The sequence below is a fragment of the Streptomyces sp. NPDC005866 genome (assembly GCF_040629895.1).
Taxonomy (GTDB): domain Bacteria; phylum Actinomycetota; class Actinomycetes; order Streptomycetales; family Streptomycetaceae; genus Streptomyces.
Map to the genome: position 1 here is coordinate 1 of NZ_JBEXWP010000002.1, position 19,292 is coordinate 19,292.

15 protein-coding genes, 1 rRNA gene and 1 pseudogene are annotated in these 19,292 nt (G+C 70.1%); 6 read left to right on the forward strand and 11 right to left on the reverse strand.

Features of this window, described 5'->3' with window-relative positions; translation table 11 throughout:
• A 5S ribosomal RNA gene (gene rrf, locus ABZ396_RS02435) occupies positions 1-105 on the forward strand; the annotation flags it as partial.
• A 108-nt stretch (positions 106-213) separates the two neighbouring features.
• Here rrf and ABZ396_RS02440 read toward each other — a convergent pair.
• Genes ABZ396_RS02440 through ABZ396_RS02460 form a run of 5 tightly spaced genes read right to left on the reverse strand, consistent with a single transcriptional unit; the run spans position 214 to position 5,872 of the window.
• Complete coding sequence (locus ABZ396_RS02440; RefSeq protein ID WP_358923307.1) at positions 214-1,524, reverse strand: DUF58 domain-containing protein; 1,311 nt, start codon at positions 1,522-1,524, stop codon at positions 214-216.
• Positions 1,524-2,513: a MoxR family ATPase gene (locus ABZ396_RS02445; protein WP_358923309.1), complete on the reverse strand. Its 990-nt coding sequence runs from the start codon at positions 2,511-2,513 to the stop codon at positions 1,524-1,526. Before ABZ396_RS02445 ends, ABZ396_RS02440 begins: the two co-directional genes overlap by 1 nt.
• Complete coding sequence (locus tag ABZ396_RS02450; protein ID WP_358923311.1) at positions 2,513-3,709, reverse strand: DUF4350 domain-containing protein; 1,197 nt, start codon at positions 3,707-3,709, stop codon at positions 2,513-2,515. The genes ABZ396_RS02445 and ABZ396_RS02450 overlap by 1 nt, the downstream gene beginning before the upstream one ends.
• Positions 3,706-4,491 (reverse strand): DUF4129 domain-containing protein, encoded by a 786-nt coding sequence (locus ABZ396_RS02455; RefSeq protein ID WP_358923313.1) that lies wholly within the window; start codon positions 4,489-4,491, stop codon positions 3,706-3,708. Before ABZ396_RS02455 ends, ABZ396_RS02450 begins: the two co-directional genes overlap by 4 nt.
• A 4-nt stretch (positions 4,492-4,495) precedes the next feature.
• Positions 4,496-5,872, reverse strand: coding sequence for a hypothetical protein (locus tag ABZ396_RS02460; protein ID WP_358923315.1), 1,377 nt, complete (start codon positions 5,870-5,872; stop codon positions 4,496-4,498).
• 140 nt (positions 5,873-6,012) lie between these two features.
• Between ABZ396_RS02460 and mtnA the strand changes: the two genes are divergently transcribed.
• Positions 6,013-7,155 (forward strand): S-methyl-5-thioribose-1-phosphate isomerase, encoded by a 1,143-nt coding sequence (gene mtnA / locus ABZ396_RS02465; protein ID WP_358923381.1) that lies wholly within the window; start codon positions 6,013-6,015, stop codon positions 7,153-7,155.
• Positions 7,156-7,242: 87 nt separating this feature from the next.
• Here mtnA and ABZ396_RS02470 read toward each other — a convergent pair whose 3' ends face one another.
• The 6 genes and pseudogenes from ABZ396_RS02470 to ABZ396_RS02495 all read right to left on the reverse strand — a co-directional run bounded on the left by ABZ396_RS02470 (position 7,243) and on the right by ABZ396_RS02495 (position 13,240).
• Positions 7,243-7,698, reverse strand: coding sequence for a tyrosine-type recombinase/integrase (locus ABZ396_RS02470; RefSeq protein WP_358923317.1), 456 nt, complete (start codon positions 7,696-7,698; stop codon positions 7,243-7,245).
• Positions 7,699-7,877: 179 nt separating this feature from the next.
• Positions 7,878-8,264, reverse strand: a pseudogene (locus ABZ396_RS02475) (nuclease-related domain-containing protein); the annotation flags it as partial.
• Positions 8,265-8,688: 424 nt separating this feature from the next.
• Entirely contained in the window at positions 8,689-9,762 is a 1,074-nt protein-coding gene (locus ABZ396_RS02480; RefSeq protein WP_358923319.1) for an IS110 family transposase, read from the reverse strand.
• Between the two features lie 815 nt (positions 9,763-10,577).
• Positions 10,578-11,588, reverse strand: coding sequence for a zinc-binding dehydrogenase (locus tag ABZ396_RS02485; protein ID WP_358923321.1), 1,011 nt, complete (start codon positions 11,586-11,588; stop codon positions 10,578-10,580).
• A 743-nt stretch (positions 11,589-12,331) separates the two neighbouring features.
• The gene (locus ABZ396_RS02490; protein WP_358923382.1) at positions 12,332-12,853 is read right to left on the reverse strand and encodes a hypothetical protein; all 522 of its coding nucleotides are present in this window, start codon (positions 12,851-12,853) and stop codon (positions 12,332-12,334) included.
• 33 nt (positions 12,854-12,886) lie between these two features.
• Positions 12,887-13,240 (reverse strand): hypothetical protein, encoded by a 354-nt coding sequence (locus ABZ396_RS02495; protein WP_358923322.1) that lies wholly within the window; start codon positions 13,238-13,240, stop codon positions 12,887-12,889.
• 193 nt (positions 13,241-13,433) lie between these two features.
• Between ABZ396_RS02495 and mtrA the strand changes: the two genes are divergently transcribed.
• From mtrA to ABZ396_RS02515, 4 genes are all read left to right on the forward strand, one after another.
• Complete coding sequence (mtrA, locus tag ABZ396_RS02500) at positions 13,434-14,123, forward strand: two-component system response regulator MtrA (protein ID WP_015659998.1); 690 nt, start codon at positions 13,434-13,436, stop codon at positions 14,121-14,123.
• A 1-nt stretch (position 14,124) separates the two neighbouring features.
• The gene (gene mtrB / locus ABZ396_RS02505; protein ID WP_358923325.1) at positions 14,125-16,185 is read left to right on the forward strand and encodes an MtrAB system histidine kinase MtrB; all 2,061 of its coding nucleotides are present in this window, start codon (positions 14,125-14,127) and stop codon (positions 16,183-16,185) included.
• The gene (locus ABZ396_RS02510) at positions 16,175-18,013 is read left to right on the forward strand and encodes an LpqB family beta-propeller domain-containing protein (RefSeq protein ID WP_358923326.1); all 1,839 of its coding nucleotides are present in this window, start codon (positions 16,175-16,177) and stop codon (positions 18,011-18,013) included. The genes mtrB and ABZ396_RS02510 overlap by 11 nt, the downstream gene beginning before the upstream one ends.
• Positions 18,014-18,135: 122 nt before the next feature.
• Entirely contained in the window at positions 18,136-19,101 is a 966-nt protein-coding gene (locus ABZ396_RS02515) for a ComF family protein (RefSeq protein ID WP_358923328.1), read from the forward strand.
• Positions 19,102-19,292 lie beyond the last annotated feature (191 nt).

Here is a 19,292-nt window from a genome sequence, read left to right on the forward strand (position 1 = left end):
AGCGTGAGGGAAACGCCCGGTTACATTCCGAACCCGGAAGCTAAGCCTTACAGCGCCGATGGTACTGCAGGGGGGACCCTGTGGGAGAGTAGGACACCGCCGAACAAACATTGGGAAAGGCCCACGCCATGACGGCGTGGGCCTTTCTGCGTTTCAGGGTGTTTTTGGATTCGCTGAGGAATGGGCGGCCCCAAGAGCGGGGCTGCCCGGAGTTTACAGTCGGCCCGCCGCTTTCAAGGCCAGGTATGCGTCGGCCAATGCGGGAGCCAGGTCTTCAGGCGTCGCGTCCACAACCGTCACACCGTGCCGACGCAGTTGCTCTGCTGTGCGGTGCCGTTCGCTCTGCGCCTGTGCTGCTGCCGCCGCCTCGTACACCGCGTCGGTGTTTCCCCGTGCCATCGCCATGCCGGCGACATGCGGGTCGGCCACTGACGCGAGCAGGACCGTGTGGCGTTGGGTCAGCTTTGAGAGCACAGGAAGCAGGCCCTGTTCGACCGGTGCTGCGTCGAGCGTCGTCAGAAGGACGATCAGAGAACGGCGTGGAGCCGTACGGAGCGCCATGGCCGTCAGCCCGCGCGCGTCCGTTTCGACAAGCTCCGGCTCCAGCACGGCCATCGCGTTGACCAGTGACGGCAGGACATCGCCTGCGGCGCGACCCTGGACGAGGGCGCGGACTCGGCGGTCGTAGGCGAGTAGATCCACGCGATCGCCAGCGCGTGAGGCCAGGGCGGCGAGGAGGAGGGCCGCGTCCATCGAGGCGTCCAGGCGTGGGGCGTCGCCGACGCGGCCGGCGGAGGTGCGGCCGGTGTCGAGGACCAGGAGGATGTGCCGGTCGCGTTCGGGACGCCAGGTGCGGACGGCGACCGCCGACTGCCGTGCCGTGGCGCGCCAGTCGATGGAGCGGGTGTCGTCTCCGGGGACGTACTCGCGCAGGCTGTCGAATTCGGTGCCTTCGCCGCGGGTCAGGACGCTGGTGCGGCCATCGAGTTCACGCAATCGGGCGAGTTTCGACGGCAGGTGCTTGCGGCTGGTGAAGGGGGGCAGGACGCGTACAGTCCAGGGCACTTTGTGGCCGCCCTGGCGGGAGAACAGGCCGAGAGGGCCGTAGGAGCGGATCGTGACGCGGTCGGCCTGGCGGTCGCCGCGGCGAGTGGGGCGCAGGCGGGTCGTCACGCGTCGGCGTTCGCCCGGTGGGACGGTGAGACGGTGGCGCGAAGCCTCGATCTCCGTGCCGGGTTGCCAGCTGCTGGGCGGCCAGCCGTCCCTGAGCCGGGCCCGGAGAGTGCGGCCGGACGGGTTGGTCACGGTGAGAGTGACGTCGGCGGTCTCGCCGAGGCGCGCGGACGTGTCGCCGGAGCGGGTCAGCACGAGGCGTCGTACCGGGGCCGCCAGGGCGAAGTCGCAGGCGCAGGCCAGGGCGAGCGGACCGTCGACGGCTAGGAAGCCCGTCCAGCTCGGTTCCCAGATGCCGATGGGGATCGATCCGATTGCCGCAAGAAGGGCGGCGCGTCCGGTGAGGGGCATCAGCGGGGGACCGGGACGTGGGCGAGGATCGCGTTGATGACGGAGTCGGCCGTCACGCCTTCCATCTCGGCCTCGGGGCGGAGTTGGACGCGGTGGCGGAGGGTGGGCAGGGCGAGGGCCTTTACGTCGTCGGGGATGACGTAGTCGCGGCCGGTCAGCCAGGCCCACGCGCGCGAGGTGGCCAGGAGGGCGGTGGCGCCCCGCGGGGAGACGCCGAGGGTGAGGGACGGCGACTCGCGGGTGGCGCGGCAGATGTCCACCACATAGGCGGTGATCTCGGGAGAGACGGTCGTCTTGGCGACCGCCGCGCGGGCGGCTTCGAGGTCGGCGGGGCCGGCCACGGGGCGCAGGCCGGCGGCACGCAGGTCACGCGGGTTGAAGCCCTCGGCGTGGCGGGTGAGGACGTCGATCTCGTCCTCGCGGGACGGGAGTGGGATCGTCAGCTTGAGGAGGAAGCGGTCGAGCTGGGCTTCGGGGAGGGGGTAGGTGCCCTCGTACTCGACAGGGTTCTGGGTGGCGGCGACCAGGAACGGGTCGGGCAGTGGGCGCGGTGTGCCGTCGACGGTGACCTGGCGTTCCTCCATGGCTTCGAGGAGGGACGACTGGGTCTTCGGCGGGGTGCGGTTGATCTCGTCCGCGAGGAGGAGGTTGGTGAAGACCGGGCCGGGCTGGAAGGAGAACTCTGCGGTGCGGGTGTCGTAGACGAGGGAGCCCGTGACATCGCTCGGCATGAGGTCGGGCGTGAACTGGACGCGCTTGGTGTCCAGTTCGAGCGCGGAGGCGAGGGCGCGGACGAGCAACGTTTTGGCGACTCCGGGGACTCCTTCAAGCAGAACGTGTCCGCGGCAGAGGAGAGCGACGACGAGGCCGGTCACGGCGGGGTCCTGGCCGACCACGGCTTTGGCGATCTCGGCGCGCAGGGCCTCCAGGGAGGCCCGGGCGTCGGCCGGGTTCCCGGTGTTCCCGGCGTTGTCAGTGGTCGGGTCCATCATGGACGGCGTACCTCTCTTTCGAGGGCGTCGAGTTGGTCGGTGAGGGCGATGAGGGCCGCGTCGTCGCCGGGCGGCGGTCCGAAGAGGAGGGAGTGCAGGGCCTGGCCGTCGCCGTGGAGGTGGGCGGACAGGGCGGGGAGCAGGGCCTCGGGCGCGTGCGCCTGGGTGACGGGGACGCCGACGAGGGGGGCGAGGCGGGTGCGAGCGGTGGAGCGAAGAGCGGCGGCCGCGCGGTCGCGGGCGTTGGCTTTGCGGTAGAGGCGGGCGCGGCCTTCGACGGTCTCGGAGGCGCGGATCGCCACGGGGAGTTTCTCGGGCACCAGGGGGCCGAGTCGACGTGCCCGCCAGAAGGCGGCGAGGGCTGCGGCGACGAAGAGCTGGAGCGTGCCCCAGAGCCAGCCGGAGGGGAGCAGGTCGAACAAGGATTTCTGCTCGCCCGTGCCGGCGGCCGAGGAGTCGTTGAGCGAGGGGAGGTACCAGACGAGATGGTGGCGGGAGCCGAGGAGTTGGAGGGCGAGCGAGGCGTTTCCTTGCTCGTCGAGACGGTCGTTGAGCAGGATGTCGGGCGCGCCGAGGACAACGGTGTCGCCGCCTCCGGAGGCCGCGGGGACGCGGATCAGCGTGGCCAGGCGCTGGCTGGGGTAGCAGGAGTCGGCGTCGAGGTGGGTGGTGGTGTAGCGGATGCCACCGGTGTCGGCGCTGCCCGCGCGACGGGCCTCGGCCAGGCCGCAGAGGGGTTCGAGCGTGGACTTCAGGCTGGTGGCGGGATCCGCGGTGACGCCCGGGGCGAGTCGTTCGACGGACGAGCTGCCGGCGGCGACCAGGATCGTGCGGCCGCCCGATCCGGCGGTCGACGCCCGCAGCTGGGACTGCTGACGCGGGGTGAGCAGGTCGGGGACGGCGACGAGCAGGGTGGTGTCGCGGCCGGCCACGGCGCGGGCCTCGGCCAGGGTGGTGACCACGCGGGTGGACACGCCCCGGTCGGCGAGGAGTTCGGCGACGGCGCGGCTGCCGTAGGGGTCGGCGGAGCGTGGGTCGAGGTCGCCGTGTCTGCTGTCGGAGCGGACGACGGCGATGGCGACGGCGCCGGCCAGGAGGAGCACCACGGCGAGGACGATGCCACGGGTCCGGGTCCACACCTGGCGGGTGGTGGGTGCGGTGGAGGTGGGCGGAAGGGCTACGCCGGTGGTCATTCGGCGGCTCCCTGGCGGGTGTTGTGGGCCGTGCTCCGGGTGCTGCTGGCGAGGACCGGTTTGGCACGTTCCAGGTCGCGGTCGAGTTCGGCGATGCGCTCGTACGACGCCTGGGTCGCCCTGCGGCCGCCGTACGTCACGTCGTCGAACTCCCGGGCGGCGGCGCGCAGCCGGTCCGTGTGGGCGGGCAGGACGCGGCCCGCATCGGCCGCGGCCTCGTCGGCGGTGCGGCCTGGGCGGACGTCGAGCAGGGCGCGTTCCTCCAGGGCGCGGACGACGGCGCGCATGCGTTCCTGCAGGGCCTGGTTCCAGTGGCCCTGGGCGGCGTGTGCCTCGGCGGCCGCGCGGTGTTCGGCTGCGCTGCGGGGGCGGTCGTCGAACAGGGCGGCGGCGGAGGCAGTTTGGCCGCGCGGGGAGCCCAGGCGCCACCACAGGGCGCCCAGGACGGCGATGACGGCCATAACCACGACGACGAGGCCCAGCGCGCCTCCGGGTGTCGCGGACGCGGCGGCGGAGAGCAGGCGGTCGACCCAGTCCAGGACCGCGTTGAGGGCGCGCTGGAACAGCCCAGGGTCGTTCTGGTGGTATATCCGCTTGGACAGCTCACGCCGTGCCGCCTCCCGCGCGGGGTCGCGCGGGAGTGTCACGGGCGGTTCGTCGCCCGAGCCGGCCAGTGACAGCAAGGCCGTCTCCCGGGCCCGCAGCAGGCCGCGTACGGCCTCGTCGGCGGCGCGCGGCAGGGCCGCGGGCACTGCTGTGAGGACTCCCCCCGTCGGACTCACCGCATCAGCTCCCCGGGACGGTGCCGGGGGTGCTGGTGCCGTAGTTCTCGACACCGGCGGCGCGAGCCAGTTCGAGGTCGAGGGCCTCGCGGCGGATGCGCTGGTCGATGTAGAGGAGCACGGTGACGCCCGCATTGATCGGGAAGGTGAGCATGGAGCCGATCACCGAGCCGATGCCGCTGACGATGAGGAACGTCCAGCCGACGTTGGCGTTCGTGCTCTGGAGGAAGCCGGAGAAGCCGTCACCGCTGAGGAAGGCGGCGATTACGGCGAAGGGGATCACGGCGAGCGAGGAGACGATGTTGGCGATGATCGTCGCCAGGATCTGGATGCCGAAGACCCGCCACCAGGAGCCGCGGACAAGCTTCGCGGAGCGGGCCAGCGACTTCGTGATGCCCTGCTTCTCCAGCATGAGGGCGGGGGAGGCCAGGGAGAGACGGATCATCAGCCACAGGGTGACGACGGCGCCGGCGAGGATGCCCAGGATGAGCAGTGCGGCGATGGCGCCGCCCGGGCCGCCGGCGATCGCGACGATGATGCCGGGCAGCGCGCCGGCGAGCAGGACTCCGACCGCGATGAGTCCCATCAGGACGATGAGACCGAACAGTTTGATGACCTGCGGGCGGGCGTCGCGCCAGGCCTCGCCCGTGGTCACGGACTTGCCGAGCACGGCGCGGCTGGTGACGGTGGTCAGCAGGGCCGTCGCGATGATGGTGCCGACCAGCGAGATCAGCAGGACGGCGCCCGAGCTGACCGCGACCTCGCCCGCGGCGCGGGACACCTCGCTGAGGGAGGCGCTCGGGTCGTTGAGGGCGTCGGTGGTGCGGGTGTCGTTCAGGACGAGGCCCTGGAGGAGGATCACCGCGACCTGGGTGACGACGGCGACCGTCAGCGAGATGCCGAGGACCGTGCGCCAGTAAGTGCGCATGGTGGAGACGGCGCCGTCGAGGATCTCGCCGACGCCGAGCGGGCGGAGCGGGATCACGCCGGGCTTGGCGGCGGGTGGGGGGCCGCCCCAGCCGCCGCCCCAGGCTCCGTATCCGCCCGGCGGGCCGTAGCCGCCGGGCCCACCGGGCCCACCGGGGCCGCCGTAACCTCCGTAACCGCCGCCGGGGGGCTGGCCGCCCCAGCCCGGGCCAGGGGGTGGGGGCGGCGGTGCCTGGCCTGGTGCCGGGGCGCCCGTGGGCGCGGACCACTGGCCGGGCGGTGGCTGCTCCTTGGACCACTTCGGGCCGGAGCCCTGTGGGTCCGTACCCGGCTGACCGGCGGGCTGATCGGCAGGCCCTGCGGGGACGGGGCGGTCGGCAGGGGCGGACGCGCCGGGTTCCCGCCCGTCGGACGGGGCGGATCCGGGCGAGGCCCAGCCCGGAGTGTCGTTCATCCAAGCTCCTTCACGGTGCCCGTCCGCGGTCGCGGTGGCAGGTTGGCTGCCATCGTGCCATGGGGTGGTCGCCCAGTGACCTGCCGCGGTACAGGCTGCGCACCTTCAATTGTCCGCCGGATACGGGGCAGACTGACCGCATGGCTGATCAGTACGCGCAAACCGGCGAGAACAAACGGCCGACAGGAATGCCCGTGATCCAGTGGGAGGAGCCCCCCGAAGGTCCCGTCGTGGTCCTTCTCGACCAGACCAGACTGCCCGCCGAGGAAGTCGAGCTGGTGTGCACGGATGCGTCGGCCCTGGTGGAGGCGATCCGGACGCTCGCGGTGCGCGGAGCGCCGCTGCTGGGCATAGCGGGGGCGTACGGCGTCGCGCTCGCCGCCGCGCGGGGCTTCGACGTGGACGACGCCGCGGTGACGCTGACGGGCGCCCGGCCCACGGCCGTGAATCTTTCCGTCGGCGTGCGCAGGGCCGCGTCGGCGTACCGGTCCGCTCTGGCCCAGGGCGGTGACGCCGAGGCGGCGGCCGCGGCGGCGCTGAGTGCGGCGCGGGCGCTGCACCGGGAGGATGCCGAGGCCAGCGCCCGGATGGCCGGGCACGGGCTCGCGCTGCTCGACGAGTTGCTGCCGGGCGGAGGGCACCGGATCCTCACCCACTGCAACACCGGATCACTGGTGTCGGGAGGGGAGGGAACGGCGTTCGCAGTGGCCCTCCAGGCGCACCGGACAGGGCGGCTCAGGCGGCTCTGGGTGGACGAAACGCGTCCGTTGCTGCAAGGTGCTCGCCTGACGGCATACGAGGCGGCTCGCAGCGGTATGGCGTACACCTTGCTCACCGACAACGCGGCCGGTTCGCTGTTCGCGGCGGGGGAGGTGGACGCGGTGCTGGTCGGGGCGGACCGGATCGCGGCCGACGGATCGGTGGCGAACAAGGTGGGGAGCTATCCGCTCGCGGTGCTCGCGCGGTACCACCATGTGCCGTTCATCGTGGTGGCGCCGGTGACAACAGTGGATCCGGAGACGCCGGACGGGGCGTCCATCGAGATCGAACAGCGCCCCGGCTTTGAGGTGACCGAGATCACAGCACCGCAGGTGCCGGTGACGGGAGCGGGAGGCGGTATTCCGGTGGCACCCCTGGGGACCCAGGCGTACAACCCGGCGTTCGACGTGACGCCGCCCGAGCTGGTGACGGCGATCGTCACCGAGGAAGGCGCCGTTTCGCCCGTGACGGCAGAGGCTCTTGCCGAGCTGTGTGCCAGGTCACGCCAGGTAACGATTAGCTAATGGGATGATGGCGCATCGACCGACGAAAACGGCCCCTCCACCTGCGGTGATTCGCAGGCCGAGGGGCCGTGACATCTAACGGCTACATCAACGGGTGACGGAGTCCGGTTGGGTGGCCCCGAGTTCGCGGATCCGAGCTGGCTGCCGAAGCAGGTGGTCGAGTTGGCCCACGGCCGCGATGACGTCCGGGTCCAGTGCCTCAGCGTAGATGTCCATCGTGGTCGCGATCCGGCTGTGCCGCAGAATCGCCTTCACCACCCTGGGGTGGACCTTGAGATGCACCAGGAGGGTTCCGCAGGACTTCCGCAGCCCCTTGGGGTTCATCTTGCCGAGCCCCTCATCTTTGATCAGCCGCTGCATGGTCAGGTACAGGTTCGAGGCCAACAGCGGATGCCCCGTCCGTGAGATGAACACGTGCCCGTCGGGATCTTCGAACCACGGGCGTCCCACGGCATGCGCGCGCTCCCGCAGCATTGCCGTACGCATCCGGGTCCAGCGCAAGGGCGCGAGCGTGTCCCGTGCCACCTCATAGATGCGGGCCACCTGGTCTGGCAGGAGCCTCGGCGAGAGACCTGAGAGGGTACGACCGAGGTGTTCGACGTCGAGAACGAGTACTGGGGGTTCGCGTTCTTGACCGTCAGCTTCGCCGCGTGCACGACGGAGATCACCGGACGTACGGGGACATCAACGCCGCAGCAGCGAGATAGGACCCGAGACACACGGCCGGCTTCGGACTGGCTGATCGCAATGTGACGTGTGGCCGTTCCGTTGACTGTGGTGGCGGTGTCGCCGTACCAGACGGCTTTGCCTCGGTGTCGCTTCGAGTTGATGGCGAAAACGCCAGCGGGGCCGATGACAAGGTGGTCGATGTCTGCGTCACTTGGCCACTGGATTGCATGGAGGGTGAACCAACCGCGACGCTTGAGCTTGTCCAGCTTCCTGGCAGTGACGAGTTCCCCGGTGAGTCCATCAGACCAGCTACGGATTTTCGAGCCAGGTACCCAACGGTTGATCAGTCTCAGCACTGGGTTCGGCTGTAGCTCTTGGATCTTCTTCCGCACCGCGTCGCCTGGCCGGTTCTGTGCTAAGCCATCCGACAGCTGCTGCACCCTGGCCCCCTCATGTCTGCCTTCGCTGCCAGATCACCACGGAGGCTTGACCAGCACCAAGACCGGTACCGGCCATGCGTTGTTACAGGTTTCTCTACCTCATCAAGCCGGCTGCGCTCCGCTCCGCCGGGCGCGCTCCCGGCTCCGCTGCGGGCGCCGCTCCTGCCTTCGGCCCGCTCCGCCCGCGCTGCGCCGACGCGCGCCCACGTGACGAGAGCCGGGTTATGAGTCGATCACCGTAGAGAGGCTGCCACGCTCAGAACGAGCCTCCGGCGGGGGCGCTCAGGCTCCGAGATGGCGGGGGCGCCGTTCGCGGGTGCCGGCGGACAGTGGCGTGCGCGGGGTGCTCCCATCCCGCACACCGTCGACCCAGGCAGAGCCGAGCAGACGCGGCCCATGGCGTCCAGGAAGCTCCTATAGATCGTCAAGCGGCCTTGTAGGCCTGTAGGAGGTGTCGCTGTGGGATATTCACGCTGGTCAGATGCTTGTAGACCTCTCGTGCGATGAAGCGTTTGAGGCAGCGGAAGATGTCCTTCTTGGACATGCCTTCGGCAGTGCGTCGCGCGACGTAGAGCCGGGTGCGGGGGTCGTAGCGCATCCGCACGAGGGCGATCGTGTGGAGAGCATGGTTTGCCTGGCGGTCGCCGCCACGGTTGAGGCGATGGCGGTTGGTCCGGCCGGAACTGGCGGAGATGGGGGCTGCCCCACAAAGGTGGGCGAAGGAAGCTTCGGACTTCAGCCGGTCGGGATTGTCGCCTGCGGTGATCAGGAGTTGGGCGGCCGTCTCGGTGCCCACACCGATCAAATCCACCAGCCCGGGAGCCGCTTGCGCGACCAGGGGGGCGAGTTCGGCGTCGGCCTCGGCTATCTCCTCGGTGAGGTGCTGGTAGCGGCGGGCCAGACGCCGTAGTGCGGTTCGCACTGCACAGGTCGGGTCGGCGAGGTCCGCGCCGGGGCGAGAGCGGGCAAGCTGCGCGATCAACTGGTAGGTGGGCAGGCAGCGCAGGCGTTCCCGGACCTCGGCGGGGGCGGAGACGATGAGCGTGCGGATCTGGTTGATCGTCTGGGTGCGGGATTTGATGGCCGAGCGGCGGACCACCCGCAGGGAACGGATGGCCTCCACGATGCCGTCGCGAGTCTTCGGCCGGCCGTCTGCGCGGCCGGACAGGACGGCGGTCGCGGCGGCGTAGGCATCGACGGGGTCCGACTTGCCGTTAGCCCGCCGGGCCTTGCGGTCAGGGCGGTCGACGTCGACCACGCGCACCTCGTTCGCCCGGAGGAACCGGGCAAGTTCGGAACCGTAGGCGCCGGTCCCCTCGACCCCGACGGCGAGCACGTCACCGTGCAAGCGCATCCACTCCAGCAGGCGGCGGTAGCCGTCGGGGGTGGTGGGGAATGGGGCGGTGGCCAGGTGCCGGCCAATGGTGTCAATCACCGCTGCCTGGTGGAAGTCGGTGTGGGTGTCCACGCCGCCGACCACCGCGATCTGATCTGCCATGCCGGGTATTGCTGTCCTTCCGTGCGATACGCGAGGGATCGCACGGGCCGGTCGAGCGTCAGGACAAGACTGTGATGGGACCTTTGGCCGGGCTCCTATGAGGTCACAGGCGCTCGACCGGCCGCGTGCATAGCGGCACCGCCCAGTCGGCCGACGATTCCTGGAAAGGACAGCCCGAGGCGTCAATCGTTCGGTGGGTCAGGCCGCCGAGCGGTGCCGTGATCAATCCTCACAGTCGTTCGTACAGTGGCGCGCTCCACCTGGACGCCATGAACCACGCCCGCTCCACATGCGTGTGGGCCGACGGCAGACGGGATGGGAGCTGGGGTGAGTGGTGGGAGAACCGGGCCGGTGACAGGGCCGACCGAGAAGGGGCATGATCCGCTCATGCGCATACGACGAGAGGTCCGCTGGGCCTTGTGGGGGCTGTGGCTTGCGTGTCTGGTGTTCTCCGTCTGGTTCTTCGCGAAGGTGATCACACTCTTCCTGCAGGCCGAGTCCTGGTGACGCGGGCGTGGTGGTGGACGGTTCCGGTGTCAGTCGAACGGCCACCCGCACTGTCAAGGCGGCTGCTGACGTCTGACATCAGCAGCTGACACCAACAGGCGCGAACACGAGCAGCTAAGGCCGAACCTCGGCGGACCACTAGTCCGGCTAGAAGGCCGATCGGTCCAGCACTCCGAACCGCCATGATCGACCTGATAAGGATGAGGCCAGACGTCAAAGCCTTTATCTCACGCGGGCGCCGTCCTCACTGTTGGCCGGCGCCCGTCACCTTGACTCAGTAGTCAAGACTCCACCGACCTCCGCTGCCGCTACCAGGGGCGGATGAGGACGGTCCCGACCTTGCCGGGCCGCACCGCGTGTTCCACGGCGTTGGCCAGCTCACCGAGGCCGTATGTGGCGGCCACGTCGAACTGGTCCGCGAGCGCCAGCGCGATCTGCTTCGCGGTGGCGATGTCGGATGCTCGCGTCTCGGGGGAGGCTTCGGAGGGCCACCCGGTGATGATGTTCTTGCCCCGCAGCGTCAGGGACTTGCTCACCAGCGTCGATGCATGCACCGAGACAGGTTCCTTGGCGATCATCCCGTAACTGACCAGCTTCCCGCCCGGCGCCAGGAGCTCCAGAAGAGTCCCCGCCATCTCGCCGCCGATCGGGTCGAGGGCCACACTCACCGGACGACCGCCGGCTGTCTTGCGGACCTCGTCGGCCCAGCCCGGATGTTCCGTCGCCACGACCGGCACATCCGGGAACCGCTTGCGCAGCTCGGCGGCACCGCGTTCGCTGCGGACGACGTTGATGAGCGCGAAATTGTGGAACTGGCACACACCTGTCACCAGCCGCCCGACCGACGAACCCGCCGCGGTCTGCACCAGGAAGCCGTCGTAGCCGAAGGCGAGGTGCTCCTGTGCCTCGCGGCGCAGCATCACCGCGGTGAGCGGGTTCGCCAGCATCTGTGCGGCCACCTCGTCCGGCACCTCGTCCGGTACGGCGACGACCGCCTCGGCATCCGCCAGGAGCCACTGGGACCACGACCCCATCTGGGGGAAGACCGACACGCGGCCGCCGACCTCGACACCCGGCGCCACGCGCGTGCCCGGGCCGATCGCCTCCACCACGCCGGTGGCCTCGATGCCCGGCGTCACCGGATCCACAGCCTCCCCCGGATAGGCCTCAATGGAGAGGAGATCACCGGGGTGTACGGGGAAGGCTGTGGTGCGGATGAGGACCTGGCCACGCTCGGGCGCCCCCGGCTCCGGCTCTTCGATGACGGTCAGGACGTCGGCGGGCGACCCGCCACGGGTGTAGACGACACGTCGGTTCATGGCTCTCCTCCTGCGCGCTGGTGGGTACGGGGCTCGGAGGGGAGCTCAGCCAACGTACGCAGCAGCAGGTGCTACCCGCCTAGTTCACCGTCGAGGCGCATCAGCCGCCCGCCTTCACGCAGGCCCCCGTTCACGCTCGCACAGTGGGCAACCAGCAGCACCGCCGAATAGGCTGATCGGGTTCTGGGCCATTTGAGGCGTCCCCATCGCCGCACTCTCATCGGAAGCGACCGGTGACCCGACGCAGGCCCTCGAGGCCTTGGCAGGCTGCGGTACAGCAGCGAAGTACAGCAACCACAGCAACCGGCCCCACCCCGTAGCGTCCCCCTGGGGCCGATACGCGACCTGTATGACCCTCCTCAACCGATCTCTCCAGAGCTACGGATCAGATGTTCCCCGTGCCACAACCGTGCCAGAACGAGCGGGGACTCACGGGGAACAGCAGGCGCCAGCGGGCCGCGTGCCCCACCTCCGCTCGGGTGTTCCTTTCGCGGCCAGCCCCAGGGTCGCCCAACCTCGCTCCTAAAGCGGTGATACCCGGGGACCCACCAGGTCAGAGCGCTTCCTTCGACGGCATGGCCGGCTCGCCTGACTTACGTACTACAGGCAAAACACTCCAAGGTGAGGTGATCCACTTGTGGAGAGACACCGCGCTGTCGCGACGCGCTACGACAAGCAAGCCGTCCGCTACGAGGCAACCGTCCTCGTCGCTGCCATCAACGAGTGGCTGTGACCCTCGGCCTTCACGCGGTGGGATCCACGTTCCACGCTGCGGGCAGATCGCTACCGCAGAAGACGCAGACGAAGTCGTCCTCGCGCACGATGTTGTGCTCCTGGCAGTCGGGGCACCGCCGGAACACCACCTCGTGGGTGAAGCCGCAAGGCCGTCGGAGTTCTACCGCGTCCAAGGCGCAGGCGACCTCCGCCCAGGAGGTGACGTCCGGGCAGTACCCGGTGGACTGGTTGCTGACTTCGCTCACGGTCCACCGGTCTGCCTCGCGCATGAAGCTGATCTCACCGGCACTCAGAACCATGTCTCCGCCGGCACAGGCCACGTGCTCGCTTCGCCGCGGCGCCAGCCGGAGCACACCGTCCATACCAACCACGAAGGTGAACGGTTCGGCCAGTTCTGCCGCCGATTGCTCCTCGATCCAGCCACCGAAGTCATCCGCCGAACCGATCCGACGCCCGCCGTCACCAGGCCGGACCGCAGCTTTCAGTTCGACCGGTCCGACATATCGATAACTCCGCCCCCGCCCACTCACGTTGGCCAACCTAGAGCACTTCCGACACACGCCCTAGATCCAAATCGACCAGGCGCCTGCCACTGTTGCGATGACGACACCCGCGCCGGCGAGCCAGGCCGGACCACGGAGATCTTCCATCGCCTGTTCCCAGACGAGGCGCTGCGCCCATTCGTAGCTGTACGCGAGGCGGCCCATGTTGAAGGCAGGCTGGCGGACGGCCGTCATGGCTGCCGAAGGGTCGGAGTAGGTCCCGTCGGGCGCTTGGATGATCTGATCGATGGCTGTGAGGTCGGCTACGAGGCGTCGGCAGTCTCGGCGCAGGGATACACCGCCCCAGATGACGGCCGCCAGTGGCAGAAGACCGCCACAGATGGTGATCAAGGTCAAGGTCAGTTTCATGGCCAAGCCCGGCTCCTCTGCTTGATAACGCGGCTGGCCAGGACAGCACGGCGCGACACTCGCGGCCTGTGAAGCTGCTGACATCCATCACTGACATCAACGTCGACAGACGGGGGCAGACAGTGACCGCCCCCGGCAGCTATCGTCACTGGCCGGTGACCCTGGTCACCTGCGTAACCTTCACCGTTATGAGAATGGGATGATGTCGTTTATGAAGGGACGAGTCCTTGTCGTCGACGACGACACGGCACTGGCCGAGATGCTCGGCATTGTGCTGCGTGGTGAAGGTTTTGAGCCGTCTTTCGTAGCCGACGGCGACAAGGCGCTGGCCGCTTTCCGTGAGACCAAGCCCGATCTGGTGCTGCTGGACCTGATGCTGCCCGGTCGGGACGGTATCGAGGTGTGCCGTCTGATCAGGGCGGAGTCCGGGGTGCCGATCGTGATGCTCACGGCGAAGAGCGACACCGTCGACGTGGTCGTGGGCCTGGAGTCGGGCGCGGACGACTACATCGTGAAGCCGTTCAAGCCGAAGGAGCTGGTCGCCCGGATCCGGGCCCGGCTGCGCAGGTCGGAGGAGCCGGCGCCGGAGCAGCTCGCCATAGGTGACCTGGTCATCGACGTGGCCGGGCACTCGGTGAAGCGGGACGGGCAGTCGATCGCGCTGACCCCGCTGGAGTTCGACCTGCTGGTCGCGCTCGCCCGCAAGCCGTGGCAGGTGTTCACGCGTGAGGTGCTCCTGGAGCAGGTCTGGGGCTACCGGCACGCGGCGGACACCCGTCTCGTCAACGTTCACGTCCAGCGGTTGCGCTCCAAGGTCGAGAAGGACCCGGAGCGGCCGGAGATCGTGGTGACCGTCCGTGGCGTCGGATACAAGGCCGGACCGAGCTGACATGTCGGGGGACAGTGCCGCTTCGGCCCCCGGCCGGTCCGGGGACCGTCCGGGGCGGCCTGTCGGCGGAAAGAGGCCCGGTTCGCGCTGGGCGCTGCTCTTCGAGGGCGGGCTGCTCCAGGGCGGGGTCCAGGGCAGCCCGGTCCTGCGGCTGTTCATGCGCTGGGTGCGGCGGCCGCTGCTGCCGGTCATGCGGCTGTGGCGGCGCAACATCCAGCTCAAGGTCGTCGTCACGACCCTGCTGATGTCGCTGGGCGTCGTTCTGCTGCTCGGATTCGTCGTCATCGGTCAGGTGCGCAACGGCCTGCTGGATGCGAAGGTGAAGGCCTCGCAGAGCCAGGCCACCGGCGGTTTCGCGGTGGCCAAGCAGAAGGCCGACGAGGCCGCGACCGGCACCGGTGACACCTCCGCGTCGGCGGACGGACGGCAGTCGCAGAACGTCATCCAGTGGATGAGCGACCTCGTGGAGTCTCTCTCCAGCGGCGGCCAGGGTGCCTTCGACGTGGTGACGCTGCCCGCGGGCGACAACAGCGGTGGCGGGCGCGGGCCGCGAGCCTCCGGCCAGGTCGACCCGACGTCCAGCGTGCCCGACGACCTGCGCTCGCGGGTCAACGGGGGTACGACGACCGCGCAGAGCTACACCCGCATCGTCTACAAGGACAGCGACAAGGCGTCGCAGCCCGCCCTGGTCATCGGCAAGCAGGTCAACGACCCGAACGGCGACCCGTACGAGCTGTACTACCTTTTCCCGCTCACCCAGGAGGAGAAGTCCCTCAGCCTGGTCAAGGGCACGCTCGCGACCGCCGGGCTCTTCGTGGTCGTACTGCTCGGGGCGATCGCCTGGCTGGTGGTGCGGCAGGTCGTCACACCCGTGCGGATGGCGGCCGGGATCGCCGAGCGGCTGTCCGCCGGGCGGCTCCAGGAGCGGATGAAAGTCACCGGCGAGGACGACATCGCGCGGCTCGGTGAGGCCTTCAACAAGATGGCGCAGAACCTCCAGTTGAAGATCCAGCAGTTGGAGGACCTGTCGCGGATGCAGCGCCGGTTCGTGTCGGACGTGTCGCACGAGTTGCGGACGCCGTTGACGACCGTACGGATGGCGGCCGATGTCATCCACGAGGCGCGCGAGGACTTCGACCCGGTGACCGCCCGATCCGCGGAACTCCTCGCCGACCAGCTGGACCGGTTCGAGTCACTGCTCGCCGACCTGCTGGAGATCAGCCGCTTCGACGCGGGCGCGGCGGCGCTGGAGGCTGAGCCGATAGACCTCAGGGAGGTCGTACGGCGGGTCGTCAGCGGGGCCGCACCGCTCGCGGAGCGCAAGGGCACGCACATACGCGTGCTCGGTGACCTGCAGCCCGTGGTGGCCGAGGCGGACGCCCGACGCGTGGAGCGGGTGCTGCGCAACCTCGTCGTCAACGCGGTGGAGCACGGCGAGGGCAAGGATGTCGTCGTCAAGCTGGCCTCGGCCGGCGGGGCGGTCGCGATCGCGGTGCGCGACTACGGTGTCGGGCTCAAGCCCGGTGAGGCGACCCGGGTCTTCAGCCGCTTCTGGCGGGCGGACCCGGCACGCGCGCGTACCACCGGTGGTACGGGCCTGGGGCTGTCGATCGCCCTGGAGGACGCGCGGCTGCACGGCGGCTGGCTGCAGGCCTGGGGCGAGCCCGGCGGCGGTTCGCAGTTCCGGCTGACGCTGCCGAGAACCGCTGACGAGCCGCTGCGAGGCTCGCCGATACCCCTGGAGCCCAAGGACTCCCGGCGTAACCGGGGGCTCAATGACGCCGGTCTTCCGAGCGGCGGCGAGGCCAAGCGGGCCACCGTGCCGGTGCAGTCCGGCGGCGGGCAGACCTCGCCCCTCGCTCCGATGGCGCAGCGGATGGCCGCCGTGGCCCCCAGCGCCGACCCGACCGCGCTGCCCGGCAACGGCGCGCGCGTGGTGCCAAGGCCCAGCGGGGGCGCACGGCGCCAGGAGGGCACGCCCGGGACCGGCCCGGCGGACGACGGGAGCGTCGCCGGGCCGGACGAGTCGAACAAGCCAGGGGAGGCATTTCGTGGTCGCTGACCGCGAGGGGAGCGCCCGGTGCAGACCGGCGCGCGCGATGGCGTACGCCGTCTGCGGGGCCGTACTGCTGGCGGGCTGTGCCTCCATGCCGGACAGCGGCGACCTGCGGGATGTCGAGTCGACGCCACGGCAGGACACGCAGGTGCGGGTGTTCGCCATGCCCCCGCAGCAGGACGCCTCGTCCACCGAGATCGTCCAGGGCTTCCTGGAGGCTCTGACCAGCGACGATCCGCGCTATGACACGGCGCGCAAGTATCTGACCACGGCCGCCGCGAAGACCTGGCAGCCGGAGTCGCAGGCCACGGTGCTGGCGAACGGGCCGAGTATCCAGACCGACCAACGCCCGATCGGCCGTGAGGAAACGGACAGCATCACCTACTCGCTCCAGGGCAGCCGGGTGGCCACCGTCGACGCGCAGCAGGCGTACACGCCCGCCGGCGGCAGCTATCACAGGACGGTGCATCTGACGAAGGACGCCAAGAGCGGGCAGTGGCGGATCGACTCGCTGCCCCAGGGCGTCGTGATGGGCAAGTCCGACTTCCAGCGCAACTACACGTCCGTCAACAAGTACTACTTCGCCTCGGACACCTCGGCCGGGGAGACGGGGCAGCCGGTGGCGGTCGCCGACCCCGTGTTCGTCCGCAGCCGGGTGGATCCGACGACCCAGCTGGTGCGTTCGCTGCTCAACGGCCCGACCAGCTGGCTCGGCCCGGTGGTCCGGTCGAGCTTCCCGACCGGTACGGCACTGAAGAAGGGTGTGTCCGGGCTGACACCGGACGACCAGAACCAGCTCACCGTGCCTCTGAACGTCAAGGCGTCCCGGATCGGTTCGGCCAAGTGCACCGAGATGGCCACCCAGTTGCTGTTCACGCTGCGGAACCTGACGCCCGCCGTGGACTCGGTCGCGCTGCAGACCGTCAACGGCGGCCGGATGTGCGACGTCACCGGAGACCAGGCCGATGCCACCGCCTGGCGCCCCTCCGCAAAGCGGCCCGACTACCTCTATTTCCTCGACAGCAAGCACCGGCTGGTGCGGATGACGACCGGCGGTACCGGCACCAGCGCGGTCGCAGTACCGGGTCCGTTCGGCGCGGGCACCAAGCCGCTGCGGTCGGTGGCGGTCGCCCGCGACGAGCGGACCGCGGCCGGGGTCACCAGTGACGACGGGACGCTGTACGTCACCTCGCTCGCGTCGGACGGTTCACTGGGCGACGCCGTGCTGACCAGCCACGGAGCGACCGAGGCGGACCGGCTGACGGCACCGAGTTGGGACGCCCGGGGCGACCTGTGGGTGGCCGACCGGGACCCCGGCAAGCCGCAGCTGTACATGCTGGCGCAGGGCGTCGGCCAGCCGCTGGCCGTGCAGATCCCTGAGCTGGACGGCCGTATCGAGGACGTGCGGGTCGCCGCCGACGGGGTGCGGATCGCGCTCGTCGTGGAGAAGGGCGGCAAGCAGTCGCTGCTCGTGGGGCGGGTCGAGCGCACCAAGTCCGATGACCAGCAGGAGGTTTCGGTCCTCGAACTGCGTTCCGCCACCCCCGGTTCCGAGGAGGTCACCGCCATGTCCTGGGCCGGGGACAGCCGGCTCGTGGTGGTCGGGCGCGAGCAGGGCGGAGTGCAGCAGACGCGGTACGTCCAGGTCGACGGCTCGACGCCGGACGGTCCGGCGCCCGCGGCCCTCACCGGTGTCCTGGCGATCGCCGCGTCCGAGGACGACCGGGTGCCGTTGGTGGCCGACTCGCACGACGACGGGATCGTCCGGCTGCCGTCCGGCGCGCAGTGGCAGAAGGTGATCAAGGACGGTTCGGCGCCGGTCTATCCGGGCTGAGCGTAGAGAAGCGCGTTCGCGGCTGTCCCGGTTTTGTGTGCCTAGGGCGACCGTTCGGCGTTGTCCACAGGCCGTTGTCCACAGGGGTGGCCGGAGCGGTCGGGGGTTGGCACAGTGGGCACATGCGGGGGTGGTGGCAGGACCTCACCGACCTGGTGCTACCGGCCGAGTGCGGAGGCTGTGGGACACCTCGCACGGTGCTCTGTGCCGAGTGCCGTGCCGCCCTGAGCGGGGCCGTACCGCGCCGGGTGCGACCGGTGCCGGAGCCGGACGGGCTGCCGGCGGTGTACGCGGCGGCGCTTTACGCGGACGAGGTACGGGCGGCTCTCCTCGCCCACAAGGAACGGGGCGCGCTGGCGCTCGCCGGGGCCCTGGGCGCGGCTCTGGCGGGAGCGGTGCGGGCCGGGCTCCGGGAGGGCCGGACGGCCGGGCCTGCTCGGACCGTCAGGATCGTGGCGTCCTGGGCCGGCGACGCGACGGGCGGGGCCGGTGGCGAGACCGGTGGCCTGTTGACAGGTGAAGGGAGCGGCGGTGCCCGGGCCGGCGGGCCCCTGCTTCTCGTGCCCGTGCCCTCCGCGGCGTGGGCCGTGCGGGCGCGCGGACACGATCCGGTGCGGCGGATCGCCCTCGCGGCGGCCACGGAACTGCGGCGCACCGGGTCCTCGGCCCGGGTGGCCCCGGTGCTGCGGCAGCGGCGGGCCGTGGCCGACCAGTCGGGGCTCAACTCGCGGCAGCGGCTGGCGAATCTCGACGGCGCGCTGGAGGTGACGGCGGCCGGTGCCCGGCTGCTCACGGGCGGCCGCGTCGTCCTCGTCGACGACCTGGTCACGACCGGCGCCACGCTCGCGGAGGCGGCGCGTGCGGTACGGGAGGCGATGGGGTTTGGAGGGGCAGGAGAGGAGAAAACGCCCGTGTATCGGCGCGCGGCTTGGGAAGGAAGGGAGGAACGGATGACCGGAACGAGGGAAGAGCGAGCGCCGTGGACACGGGACGCACCGGAAATAGCCGAGGGGAACGCCCCCGCCTGGCCGATCCGTGCGGCTGTGGTCGCGGCCGCACCGGATTCTTTCGAAATGAACCGGAACTGACTGCGAACGTACATCGTTGCAGGTAGTGACTGGGCCAATTCACCTGAATGGAGGTACGCATCAGTAGAGGGTGACGACATCCGTCCGGGCGAGATATGTTCGGTGTGTGGGAGAAAGCCGCAGGCCATGCCTCCCATATCCGAATGCCGTGCCACGGGTTTTCCGTAATCATCGCGGCGCTGGGGTGCAGA

Excerpts from the sequence above, each read along its gene's own strand:
- ABZ396_RS02440 (WP_358923307.1), bottom strand. The coding sequence starts at position 1,524 with ATGCCCCTCACCGGACGCGCCGCCCTTCTTGCGGCAATCGGATCGATC.
- ABZ396_RS02445 (WP_358923309.1), bottom strand. The coding sequence starts at position 2,513 with ATGGACCCGACCACTGACAACGCCGGGAACACCGGGAACCCGGCCGAC.
- ABZ396_RS02485 (WP_358923321.1), bottom strand. The coding sequence starts at position 11,588 with ATGAACCGACGTGTCGTCTACACCCGTGGCGGGTCGCCCGCCGACGTC.
- mtnA (WP_358923381.1), top strand. The coding sequence starts at position 6,013 with ATGGCTGATCAGTACGCGCAAACCGGCGAGAACAAACGGCCGACAGGA.
- ABZ396_RS02480 (WP_358923319.1), bottom strand. The coding sequence starts at position 9,762 with ATGGCAGATCAGATCGCGGTGGTCGGCGGCGTGGACACCCACACCGAC.
- ABZ396_RS02515 (WP_358923328.1), top strand. The coding sequence starts at position 18,136 with ATGCGGGGGTGGTGGCAGGACCTCACCGACCTGGTGCTACCGGCCGAG.
- mtrA (WP_015659998.1), top strand. The coding sequence starts at position 13,434 with ATGATGTCGTTTATGAAGGGACGAGTCCTTGTCGTCGACGACGACACG.
- ABZ396_RS02460 (WP_358923315.1), bottom strand. The coding sequence starts at position 5,872 with ATGAACGACACTCCGGGCTGGGCCTCGCCCGGATCCGCCCCGTCCGAC.
- mtrB (WP_358923325.1), top strand. The coding sequence starts at position 14,125 with ATGTCGGGGGACAGTGCCGCTTCGGCCCCCGGCCGGTCCGGGGACCGT.
- ABZ396_RS02450 (WP_358923311.1), bottom strand. The coding sequence starts at position 3,709 with ATGACCACCGGCGTAGCCCTTCCGCCCACCTCCACCGCACCCACCACC.